General features: G+C 66.2%; 10 protein-coding genes. 8 read left to right on the top strand and 2 right to left on the bottom strand.

Going from position 1 to position 11,243, the window contains the following annotated elements:
* Positions 1-108: 108 nt before the first annotated feature.
* Both ACL02S_RS13740 and ACL02S_RS13735 read right to left on the bottom strand, forming a co-directional pair.
* Positions 109-570 (bottom strand): AMP-binding protein, encoded by a 462-nt coding sequence (locus ACL02S_RS13740; protein WP_412802754.1) that lies wholly within the window; start codon positions 568-570, stop codon positions 109-111.
* 147 nt (positions 571-717) lie between these two features.
* The gene (locus ACL02S_RS13735) at positions 718-1,845 is read right to left on the bottom strand and encodes an ABC transporter substrate-binding protein (protein WP_412802753.1); all 1,128 of its coding nucleotides are present in this window, start codon (positions 1,843-1,845) and stop codon (positions 718-720) included.
* 297 nt (positions 1,846-2,142) lie between these two features.
* Here ACL02S_RS13735 and ctaD point away from each other — a divergent pair, with 297 nt between their 5' ends.
* From ctaD to ACL02S_RS13695, 8 genes are all read left to right on the top strand, one after another.
* Positions 2,143-3,885 carry an aa3-type cytochrome oxidase subunit I gene (gene ctaD, locus ACL02S_RS13730; protein WP_412802752.1) on the top strand — a complete coding sequence of 581 codons (1,743 nt, stop codon included), beginning with the start codon at positions 2,143-2,145 and terminating at the stop codon, positions 3,883-3,885.
* A gap of 166 nt (positions 3,886-4,051) precedes the next feature.
* Positions 4,052-5,269: a phosphoserine phosphatase SerB gene (serB, locus tag ACL02S_RS13725; protein ID WP_412802751.1), complete on the top strand. Its 1,218-nt coding sequence runs from the start codon at positions 4,052-4,054 to the stop codon at positions 5,267-5,269.
* 116 nt (positions 5,270-5,385) lie between these two features.
* A complete protein-coding gene (locus ACL02S_RS13720; protein WP_412802750.1) occupies positions 5,386-6,192 on the top strand; it encodes a peptidyl-tRNA hydrolase in 807 nt (268 codons plus the stop codon).
* Between the two features lie 128 nt (positions 6,193-6,320).
* Positions 6,321-7,154, top strand: coding sequence for an ABC transporter ATP-binding protein (locus tag ACL02S_RS13715; protein ID WP_412802749.1), 834 nt, complete (start codon positions 6,321-6,323; stop codon positions 7,152-7,154).
* Between the two features lie 116 nt (positions 7,155-7,270).
* A complete protein-coding gene (locus ACL02S_RS13710) occupies positions 7,271-8,041 on the top strand; it encodes an NUDIX hydrolase (protein ID WP_412802810.1) in 771 nt (256 codons plus the stop codon).
* A gap of 33 nt (positions 8,042-8,074) precedes the next feature.
* On the top strand, positions 8,075-8,851 hold the full coding sequence (locus tag ACL02S_RS13705; protein ID WP_412802748.1) for an enoyl-CoA hydratase-related protein: 777 nt from the start codon (positions 8,075-8,077) through the stop codon (positions 8,849-8,851).
* Positions 8,852-8,888: 37 nt separating this feature from the next.
* Positions 8,889-9,866 carry a class I SAM-dependent methyltransferase gene (locus ACL02S_RS13700; RefSeq protein ID WP_412802747.1) on the top strand — a complete coding sequence of 326 codons (978 nt, stop codon included), beginning with the start codon at positions 8,889-8,891 and terminating at the stop codon, positions 9,864-9,866.
* A gap of 137 nt (positions 9,867-10,003) precedes the next feature.
* A complete protein-coding gene (locus ACL02S_RS13695) occupies positions 10,004-11,230 on the top strand; it encodes a THUMP-like domain-containing protein (RefSeq protein ID WP_412802746.1) in 1,227 nt (408 codons plus the stop codon).
* Positions 11,231-11,243 lie beyond the last annotated feature (13 nt).

Genomic DNA, 11,243 nt, shown 5'->3' with positions numbered 1-11,243 from the left:
TAATTCTGAACCGATGTGGTGGACGCTGCGGGATATTGCGCACACCGAGTGGCCCGAACCTCATGGATTCGGGCCACTGGGGGAGGGGTGTGCTCGGTCAGCCGGTTATCAGCCGGCTACCGGAAGCAGGTCAAGAGCGGCTGGGCTGAGCGGGGCATCGGAGCAGGTCAGGTAGTGCTGCAAAGTGGAGCGCTCGTCCAGCACCAGCCAGGTGATCCCGGAACTCGACCCGGGATGCGCATCCTTGGTAGTGATCCCGAGTACGGTGCCTGCGGTCACGTAGCCGTCGCCGGTGAACGGGACAGTGCTTGCGCCGATCGTGGTGGCGGCTCGTTCGACCACCACGGATTCGAGCGTCTGGTCGATCGCCACAGCGATCCGTGCTCCGGGGTAGACGCCGTGCCGCAGCAGCAGCCGGGCGAGCCGGTTGGACCAGCGGTACAGGTTGGCGTAAGTGAGATCACAGTCAGGGGCGGACACCACGACAGCGTGCGGATCGATCTCGGTGGTAGGGCGCACCGAAGGCTGGACACACCGGGTATCGGTGAGCGAATCGGTCAGCGTATACATGTCGTGTCCTCGAATCTCGGTCCAAGAGGGGTTCGGCGTACCCCTTCAATCTCGTCCTCGAGGCGGACTTCGGACACCGACCCAAGCGCTGAACCACGCTCTCCTAGGGTGGGCGATTCCCCACCCTGGGTGTATGCCCGCTGATGCTCAGTCGGTCACGTAGCCGTTGAGGGTATTGCGCAGATCGGCGAGCAGCGCCCGAGCGGCGATGAGGCCACTGCCGTGCCAGACGGTGTCCTCGACGGCGAACACCCGGCGATCGCCGGCGGCCCCGAGTTCCTTCCACGCCTCGGTGCGTAGCACGGTCGCACCACGCTCCTTGCCCTCGGGACCCGCGAAGATCACATAGATCACATCGCCCTCCACCTCGGTGGCGAACTCGCTCGGGTGCACATCGAACGAAGCGCCACGTTGGGCAGGGGGCCGTTGCACGCCGACTTCACCGAGGACCTGGCCGGAGAAGCTGTCACCGCCTTGTACCCGGTTGGTCTCGGCGGTGAACCTGATGACCGACGCTTGAGTCTGGTTCGCCACCAGCAGGGCGCCGGTATCGCGCGCCTCGGTGCGGAAATCCCGCAGCGCGGTCTCCGCGGCGCCGCGGCGACCGAGACCAGAGGCGAATGCCATGAATTCGGCCTGCCAGCTGGTGTTCGTGCCGACCAGCACAGTCGGCGCGATGTCCTGTAATGCGGTGAAACTCGCCGCTCCGGCCGGAACCTCACCGAGAATCAGATCCGGGTTCAGTTCGGCTATCCGGGTTGGATCGGGTCGCGCGGCGGTTCCGATGCCTGGGATATCGCGGATGCCGGTGCCGAGGTAGTCAGGCTGCGGTTTCGGCCCATCCAGGGTGACCGCGCCGACGAGCCGCTCCCACAGCCCCAATGCGCAGACCGCGTCCAGTGCGGAGGTGGTGAGTACCACAATGCGCTGCGGGTCGGCAGGCACCGCGGAGACACCCGCGGCATGGGTGACCTCGCGTGTCCGGCCCGTTGCCGGATCGGGGGAGCTGGGCAGGGCGCAGGCTCGGGTGGTATCACGATCGAGCCCGACCACACCCGCTCCCGCGATATTCGTCGTGGTCCGCACGATCGAGGCGGAGTCGGCCGTGTCGTCGGCTGTACTGCCACAGCCCGCCAGTATCAGCGCGAGGCATCCGGTAGCGAGCGTCAGGAGCCGACGAGCCGCCCCGCCATGATGACCGCCTCGGGTGCTGAGGGCGCGAGTTCGAGTGCTTCCACGCGTTACGTCGCTACGCATCACGTCGCTCACCGGCATGCGAGAGAGGGTACATGTGCGCGCCGGTCGGTCTCGGACGAGGACACCACGGGTTTGCTGCCCCTAGCGGAGCGGATACCACCAGAACGGACAATCGACGCACGGCGATTCGCCGGGTCGCCGATCTGCCTGTGAGCACTGAAATACGACAGAGAGTAGGACCCGTTCGGTTCGCCGTGACGCCAAGGTTTACGATGCGAATAGCGCAAGCGAACTGTCGTCTGTCCCGAAGTGGTCGGGGTGGATGCGATCAGCGGAGCCTGCGGAGCGACCTAAAGGCACCTTTCAGGAGGATCAGTGACTGCCGTAGAGCCCCAGCCAGTCCCTCAATTGGAAGCGACTCGGCCGTATCCGGCTCGGACCGGGCCGAAGGGCTCGTTCATCTACAAGATGGTCACCACCACGGACCCCAAGGTTCTCGGTGTCATGTACCTGACCACGTCGATGGCCTTCTTCCTCATCGGTGGTCTCATGGCGCTGCTGATGCGTGGTGAGCTGGCACGGCCCGGCCTGCAGTTCCTCTCCACGGAACAGTTCAACCAGCTGTTCACCATGCACGGCACGATCATGCTGCTGTTCTACGCGACCGCGATCGTGTTCGGTTTCGCGAACATCATCCTTCCGTTGCAGATCGGCGCCCCCGACGTCGCCTTCCCGCGCTTGAACGCGTTCAGCTACTGGCTGTACGCCTTCGGCGCCACCATGGCCACCGCGGGCTTCATCACCCCCGGCGGCGCCGCGGACTTCGGCTGGACGGCGTACGTGCCGCTCACCGACATCCTGCATTCGCCAGGTGTCGGCACCGACCTGTGGATTCTCGGTCTCGCGGTCTCCGGTCTCGGCACCATCCTCGGTGGTGTGAACATGCTGACCACCGTCATCTGCCTGCGCGCACCCGGTATGACGATGTTCCGGATGCCGATCTTCACCTGGAACATCGCCGTGACCAGCGTGCTGATCCTGATGGCCTTCCCTATCCTTACCGCCGCGTTGTTCGCCTTGGCCTACGACCGGCATCTCGGTGCCCACATCTACGACCCGGCGACCGGTGGCATCCTGCTCTACCAGCACCTGTTCTGGTTCTTCGGCCATCCGGAGGTGTACATCATCGCGCTGCCGTTCTTCGGCATCGTCTCGGAGGTCTTCCCGGTCTTCTCGCGTAAGCCGATCTTCGGCTACACCACCCTGGTCTACGCCACCCTCGGTATCGCGGCGCTGTCGGTCGCGGTGTGGGCGCACCACATGTACGCCACCGGTGCGGTGCTGCTGCCGTACTTCTCGCTGATGACCTTCCTCATCGCGGTCCCGACCGGTGTGAAGTTCTTCAACTGGATCGGCACCATGTGGCGCGGTCATCTGACCTTCGAATCGCCGATGCTGTTCTCCATCGGCTTCATCGTCACCTTCCTCTTCGGTGGTCTGTCCGGCGTCATCCTGGCCAGCCCGCCGCTGGACTTCCACGTCACCGACAGCTACTTCGTCGTGGCGCACTTCCACTACGTGCTCTTCGGCACCATCGTGTTCGCCACCTACGCGGGCATCTACTTCTGGTTCCCCAAGATCACCGGACGGATGCTGGACGAACGCCTGGCCAAGTGGCACTTCTGGACCACGTTCATCGGCTTCCACACCACGTTCCTCGTGCAGCACTGGCTCGGTAACGAAGGTATGCCGCGCCGCTACGCCGACTACCTGCCCAGCGACGGCTTCACCGCACTGAACACGGTTTCGACCATCGGCGCCTTCGTGCTCGGCGCGTCCATGCTCCCGTTCCTGTGGAACGTCTTCAAGAGCTACCGCTACGGCGAGGTCGTTACCGTGGACGATCCGTGGGGCTACGGCAACTCGCTGGAATGGGCTACCACCTGCCCGCCGCCGCGGCACAACTTCTACGAGCTGCCGCGCATCCGTTCCGAGCGGCCCGCCTTCGAGCTGCACTACCCGCATATGGTCGAGCGCATGCGCGCCGAGGCTCATGTGGGCTGGGGTTCGGGCAAGCACGGCACGCAGGTCCATGAAACGGCCGCGATAACCAAGTAGGCGGTTGCCGGACCTGATCCGGCCGCGCCGTAGGATTCCTCGTGATGTGTGCACCCGCTGGTCACCAGCGGGTGCACACTCGTTTGGGGAGACAGCACGCACCGCGTACGTCGCGACAACGAGGTCCGGCACAGCGGCGGCGAACATCGAAGATGGAGCACATCAGTTGGCCGACACCACCGTTCTCGTCACCGTCACCGGACCCGATCGTCCCGGTGTGACGTCCGTGCTGCTCGCGGCGATGTCCCGGCATCAGGTGAGCTTGCTGGATGTGGAGCAGGTCGTGATCCGGGGCAGGTTGACTCTCGGTGTCCTCGTGGCCTGTCCGAATGATCCGGAGGCATTGCAGGACGAACTCGAAGAAGCCATGAACACCGTCGGCATGCACGTCGAGGTCGAGGTAGGCGCTGCGATCGGCAGGCAACCGATCTCCACGCACGCGGTGGTGATCCTCGGCGCCCCGGTGACCGCACGCGCGTTCAGCGCGGTATCGCGGCAGCTGGCCACCCTCAGCGCCAATATCGACACCATCCGCGGAATCGCCGACTATCCGGTGACCGGGATGGAGTTGATGGTCACCGCGACCGATCCCGGACCGGATACCGATTCCCGGCTGCGTACGGCGTTGGCCGAGGTCGCGGTGCGGGAGCAGGTGGATGTCGCGGTGGAGCGTGCCGGATTGTCTCGCCGCGCCAAACGCCTGATCGTGTTCGATGTGGACTCGACCCTGATCCAGGGCGAAGTGATCGAGATGCTCGCCGCGCACGCGGGCGTGGAGGACGAGGTCCGGCGGGTGACCGAAGCCGCCATGCGTGGGGAGATCGACTTCGCGGAATCGTTGCGCCAGCGGGTGGCCACACTGGCCGGGCTCGACGAGTCGGTGATCGAGGAGGTCGCCGAGCAGATCGAGCTGACGCCAGGTGCTCGCACCACCATCCGCACCCTGCGCAGGCTCGGCTTCCGCTGCGGTGTGGTGTCGGGCGGGTTCCGCCAGGTGATCGAACCGCTGGCACATGAGCTGGAACTGGACTTCGTGCAGGCGAACACCTTGGAGATCGTCGAAGGCACCTTGACCGGCCGGGTTGTCGGCGAGATCGTCGACCGTGCGGCGAAAGCCACCGCGCTGCGCACGTTCGCGGCGGAGGCCGGGGTAACCATGGGCCAGACCGTCGCGGTCGGCGACGGTGCCAACGATATCGATATGCTCAATGCCGCCGGGCTCGGTATCGCCTTCAATGCCAAGCCCGCGCTGCGTGAGGTGGCCGATGCCGCGCTCTCGCATCCCTATCTGGACGCGGTGTTGTTCATTCTCGGGGTCACCCGGCACGAAGTGGAGGCCGCCGATGCCACCGATGGCCTGCTGCGCCGCGTCCCACTGGGCTGAGGCCCTCGACCGTACGATCCGGCCGCGTACCGGCCCGGCCGAGGATGGTAGCGGATCGGTAGGCTCGGATAGGTGTGCAGTTTCGTGGACCTGGCGGTGAGAGTCGAGGTGCTGCGATGATGAACACCTCGGCCGACCGCGTCCGAACTCAGGACAGCGGCGAAGACCTTACTGCCGTCATCGGTTCGGACGATGCCGGTTTCCGGGCCAGGCACGCAGTGCTGGCCCGCGGCCACGGTGCTGTCGGCGACCCGGATGATCCGGCCATGGTGCAGGCGATGCAGCTGATCTTGCATTTACCCAAAACCGATCCGCCGCCGCGTAGCGCGCTGCTCGCCGCGGCGGCCACCGCGGTGGTTGCCCTGTGCCTGGACGAGCGGGTCGGCCAGGGTGGGATATGGCAGGAGCCTTATCTGGCCTGGACGCGATCGCATATCCGCAAGGTCGCCCGGCGCGCTCGCGGCAGCAAGTGGCACGCGAGTTGTGCGGCGCGTGGCGTCACCGCCGAGATTGCCGGGGCACAGGCCAGGGCGCTGGTGCCTGGTCCGGTGGGTGCGGTGGATCCACTGATCAAACGTCTGCAGGTCGGTGGAACCGACCTCGACCACGATGATCCGGGCCCGCCGGATCCCGAGCTGCCCGTGCTGTGGGTGCACACCGCGCTCGGGATGACCCTGGGGAAGGCGGCAGCGCAGGTGGGACACGCGAGCATGCTGCTGGCGGCGGCACTGCCGGTGGACCATGCGTTGCGCTGGTCGGAACTCGGATTTCGGTGCTCGGTGCGCGAAGCGGACGCCCGGCAGTGGTCAGCTCTGGCCGGACCGGTGGTCGCCGGAGCCGCGGTCGCTGTGCGTGACGCGGGATTCACCGAGGTGGAACCGGGCTCGATGACCGTGATCGCGGTGCCTCCCCGGTCTTGGTGAACGCCTGAACGTGACTCTGCCGCGTCCGGCGCGGGTCCGGTCGGGCCCGTGTTCAGCGCTGCCGGGTACACCGGATCAGGTCCCCGTCACCTCCCCGTGTTGGCACGTGCCCCCACGGGTGCGCCAAGATGGAGCCCGTGCCGCAACCGGATCCCGATCTGCTCATCGATTTCACCGACGTGACCGTTCGCCGTTCCGGACATACTCTTGTCGGTCCGGTCACCTGGCAGGTCGAGCTCGACGAACGCTGGGTGGTCCTCGGCCCCAACGGGGCGGGTAAGACCTCGCTGCTGCGGATGGCCGCGGCCGAGATGCATCCCACCTCGGGGGTCGCCTATCTGCTCGGGGAGCAGATGGGCAAAGTCGATATCAGTGAGCTGCGCCCGCGTATCGGTCTGTCCTCGGCCGCCGTGGCCAACCGGATTCCGCTCGCCGAAAAAGTCAGCGATCTGGTGGTGTCCGCCGGATACGCGGTGCTCGGTCGTTGGCGGGAGCGGTACGACGACCTGGATATCGACCGCGCTATCGACATGTTGGAAAACCTGGGTGCCGAACATCTTTCGGACCGTACCTACGGGACGTTGTCGGAAGGCGAGCGCAAACGAGTGCTCATTGCCCGTGCTCTGATGACCGATCCCGAACTGCTGTTGCTCGACGAACCCGCCGCGGGTTTGGATCTGGGCGGCAGGGAGGAGCTGGTGGAGCGGCTCGGTGATCTCGCCGCCGATCCGGATGCGCCCGCGATGGTGCTGGTCACCCACCATGTGGAGGAGATACCCCCAGGATTCACCCATGGCATGTTGCTCAACGAGGGTGAGGTGGTCGCGCAAGGATTGCTCCCGGATGTGCTCACCGCGGAGAATCTCAGTGACGCTTTCCGGCAGTCGATCGCACTGGATCGGGTGGACGGGCGCTACTTCGCGCGGCGGTCTCGCCGGGCGGGCCGCCATCGCACTCGCTGATCCGGCTGGCGTGACTATGCTCACCAAGCGCACGTTAGGGTGCAAGGGTGAGTGAGACAGAAGCGCAGCACGGCTCAGTGCCGTCGGCAGCGTCACCCAAGGATGCGTCGACAGTGATGCTCGTGCGCGACGGCGCGGCAGGACCCGAGACATTTCTGCAGCGCAGGGTGGGTGCTATGGCATTCGCCGCGGGGATGACCGTATTCCCTGGCGGTGGGGTCGACCCGTCCGACGGTACTGCGGATATCGAGTGGGCCGGGCCGGAGCCTGCCTGGTGGGCCGAGCGTTTCGCTACCACTGAGACCAAGGCCAAGGCACTGGTCTGCGCGGCGGTGCGGGAAACGTTCGAGGAATGTGGCGTTCTGCTGGCAGGCCCGACCGGCGACAGCGTCGTCGCGGATACCGCAGGCTACCGCGCTGCCCGCGCCGAGCTGGAGCGCAGAGAATTGTCGCTGGCCACGTTCCTCGCCGAGGAGGAGCTGGTGTTGCGTGCCGATCTGCTTCGTCCGTGGGCCAACTGGATCACCCCGGTGATCGAGTCACGCCGCTACGACACCCGGTTCTTCGTTGCGGTGCTGCCGGAAGGGCAACGTGCCGACGGCGCCACATCGGAAGCGGCGGAGGTGCAGTGGCGTACTCCGGCAGAGGCACTGGCACGTTGGCGCAGCGGCACCGATGTGCTGCTACCGCCGACCTGGTCACAGCTGGTCGCGCTCAGCGCGTTCGGTTCAACGGCCGACATTCTGGCCGCGCAGCCCGCGATCGATCCGATCCTGCCGGTACTGGTCGAGGGGAATGGTGAACAGCTGTTGTCCTTCCCGGACAACCAGCGTTACTTCGCCGATCTCCCGGATGCCGGTCAGCTCAAGGGATCCATCCGCCCGTAAAGGCTTGTGGAGGCCCCGGTAGCGTGGCTTCCCATGGCCGAATTCGTGACCGTGGAGTTGATCGAGGGGAATGCCGCCCGCCGGGTGGCCGTCCTGCGGATCGCTCGCCCGCCGATGAATCTGCTGACCGTGCAGCTGGCGCTGGAGCTGGCCGAAGCGGCGGACGCGGTCGCGGCTGACCCCGGTGTCGCCGCAGTGGTCGTATACGGCGATGAGCGGGTGTTCTCGGCCGGCGATGATCTGGCCGAACTATCCGGTTTCGGGGCCGATCAGGCAGGCGCTGTGGCGGCCGATCTGCAGCGGGCGCTCGGCTGTCTGGCCCGCCTTCCGCAGCCGACAGTCGCGGCGATCAGTGGTTACTGTCTCGGTGGCGGGCTGGAACTGGCACTCGGCGCCGATCGCCGCGTTATCGGTGACAATGTCAAACTGGGGCTGCCACAGATCAAGGCGGGCCTGATTCCGCTCGCGGGTATCCGCAGGCTTTCGTTGCTGATCGGGCCAGGCCCTGCCAAGGACCTCGTGTACACCGGTCGTTTCGTCGGCGCGGACGAGGCGAAGGCGCTCGGCTTGGTCGACGAGGTCGTCGCACCGGACGATGTGTACCTCACCGCGATGCGGTGGGCGCAGCAGTTCGTGACCGGTCCGGCCCGCGCGTTGTCCGCCGCGAAAGCGGTCTTCGAAGCAGGCCCACACGGCTTCGACCGTGCCAGGACCGAATGGTCCGCATTGTTCCTGACCGAAGATCGCCTGATCGGAACAGGTTCTTATCTGGTCGATGGCCCAGGGGCGGCGGAATTCGTGGGGCGATAGCAGGCGTCAACTGGGGATTTGGGTAGGCTAGCCGACCATGACGGTAAGTCCCGAGGACCCTGCGCCGAACCCGCATGCCACCGAGGCGGAGGTCGAAGCAGCGCGCAAAGATACGAAGCTGGCCCAGGTGCTCTACCACGATTGGGAAGCCGAGACCTACGACGACAAATGGTCCATATCGTATGACGAACGCTGTATCGAATACGCTCGCGGACGATTCGACGCCGCTGTCGGTCCGGCTCCACTGCCCTACGGCAAAGCGCTCGAACTGGGGTGCGGCACCGGATTCTTCCTGCTGAACCTGATGCAGGCCGGGGTGGCGGCATCAGGCTCGGTCACCGACCTGTCGCCGGGCATGGTGAAGGTGGCGCTCCGTAATGCGCGCAATCTCGGACTGGATGTAGACGGCCGGGTCGCCGACGCGGAGACCATTCCGTACGAGGACGATACGTTCGATCTGGTGGTCGGCCACGCGGTACTGCACCATATCCCCGATGTCGAGCTGGCGCTGAAGGAATGCTTGCGCGTTCTCAAGCCCGGCGGCCGCTTCGTCTTCGCGGGCGAGCCGACCACGGTGGGTAACTTCTACGCGCGCTGGCTGGGCCGGATCACCTGGGGGGTCACCACCACGATCACCAAGCTGCCGATGTTCAGCGGGTGGCGGCGTCCGCAGGAGGAGCTGGACGAGTCCTCACGCGCCGCGGCGTTGGAAGCGGTCGTCGATCTGCATACCTTCGATCCGCGCGCGTTGGAGGCGATGGCTCGTTCGGCGGGCGCGGTCGAGGTGTCCGCCAATACCGAGGAATTCGCGGCCGCACTGTGGGGCTGGCCGGTGCGTACCTTCGAGGCGGCGGTGCCGGACGAGAAACTCACCATGCGCTACCGGATGGCGATGTACCGGGCCTGGCAGGGACTGAGCTGGCTGGACGAGAAGGTCATGCGCCGCGTGGTGCCGCGCCAGTTCTTCTACAACGCCATGATCACCGGCGTGAAGCCGAGTGCTGCCGGAAAGTAGTGGATCGCGACCCTTTTCCGCCCGCGTCACCCTGTCTCGGCGCTGCCGAGGCAGGAGTGAGCCGCTGTCGGCAGCCACACTCGGGATCCGGACGTTCGGGTACCCGGTGTCCTGGCGGTTGCCGTAGGTGATCGGTAGTGGGCTATCACTTTTCCCGCGATGATGTCGGGTATCTGAGCAGCTCGGCAGGCCGGGCCGCGTTGGCCACGGTGGACGACCTGGCGTTGACCTCGGCATCCCTGCTGCAGGATCTCGAGCAGGTGCGCCGGGCCAACGGCGACCGGGCCGCGGCGCTGGTCGAGACAGTCCGGCTGCGCCGCCGCGCCGCGGCCAAACTCGCCGCCGCGTCGGAGTGGCTGTTCACCGACGATGCCCTGCAGCAGGCGACCCCGACCGCCGTCGCAAGGCACAGGGCCGTGCGCCTGGCCGGGCGGAACGTGCACGACGTAACTTGTTCGATCGGCGCGGACCTCGTCGAATTGGCGCGGGTATGCCCTGCTGTGGTCGGCAGCGATCTGGACGAGGTGCGGCTGGCCATCGCCGCGCACAATCTGGGGCAGCGCCGGTTCCCGGTGGGTGAGCCGAGTACGTCCGGCACCGGTGCGCCTGTGCGGAATGTATTGCTGGCGAAGGCGGATGCGCTGCGCCCGTGCAGCAGCGACACCGTGATCGTCGCCGATCCGGCGCGGCGTTCCGAGGGCAGACGAACCCATGATCCGGCCAAGCTACAGCCGCCGTTGCCGGACTTGCTCGCGACCTACCCGGATCGCGATCTGGCCGTGAAATGCGCTCCCGGATTGGATTTCGACCGGCTGGATTGGCCGGGTGAGATCGAGGTCGTTTCGCTGGACGGTGCGGTCCGCGAGGCCTGCCTGTGGTCGAGGGGACTCACCGAATCCGGTGTCACCCGTCGTGCCACGGTGCTCTCGTCCACCGGCGCCGCATGGACTCTTACCGACGCCGAACCCGACAGTATCGATGAGCGCACGCCGGGGGAATGGATCATCGACCCGGACGGCGCTGTGGTGCGTGCCGGCTTGGTCCGGCATTACGCCGCGAAACACGGCTTATGGCAACTCGATCCCCGCATCGCCTATCTCACCGGCGACCATCTCCCCGCCGGGATACGCGGTTTCCGCATCATCGACCGTCTCGACTATCGCGAGAAGACCCTGCGCGCCGAACTCCGCCGCAACGATTGCGGGCCGCTGGAGATCCTCGTCCGAGGTGTCGAGGTGGATCCGGACCGACTGCGTCGCACCCTGAAACCGGCAGGTTCTCGGCCGCTCACCCTGGTGATCACTCGAATCGGACGCACGCCGACCGCCTTCCTGTGCACTGCGATGGACTCGCGCACCCGGTAGCGGTGGCCGGTGG

Origin of the sequence: Nocardia spongicola (genome assembly GCF_047200775.1) — a bacterium.
Lineage (GTDB): Bacteria > Actinomycetota > Actinomycetes > Mycobacteriales > Mycobacteriaceae > Nocardia.
Note: the sequence above shows the minus strand (reverse complement) of the source record. Positions and strands in the feature narration are given on the sequence as shown.

Coding starts and splice junctions, on each gene's coding strand:
- ACL02S_RS13720 (WP_412802750.1), top strand. CDS start 5,386: ATGATGAACACCTCGGCCGACCGCGTCCGAACTCAGGACAGCGGCGAA.
- ACL02S_RS13710 (WP_412802810.1), top strand. CDS start 7,271: ATGCTCGTGCGCGACGGCGCGGCAGGACCCGAGACATTTCTGCAGCGC.
- ACL02S_RS13740 (WP_412802754.1), bottom strand. CDS start 570: ATGTATACGCTGACCGATTCGCTCACCGATACCCGGTGTGTCCAGCCT.
- ACL02S_RS13700 (WP_412802747.1), top strand. CDS start 8,889: ATGACGGTAAGTCCCGAGGACCCTGCGCCGAACCCGCATGCCACCGAG.
- ACL02S_RS13705 (WP_412802748.1), top strand. CDS start 8,075: ATGGCCGAATTCGTGACCGTGGAGTTGATCGAGGGGAATGCCGCCCGC.
- ACL02S_RS13715 (WP_412802749.1), top strand. CDS start 6,321: ATGGAGCCCGTGCCGCAACCGGATCCCGATCTGCTCATCGATTTCACC.
- ACL02S_RS13735 (WP_412802753.1), bottom strand. CDS start 1,845: ATGCCGGTGAGCGACGTGATGCGTAGCGACGTAACGCGTGGAAGCACT.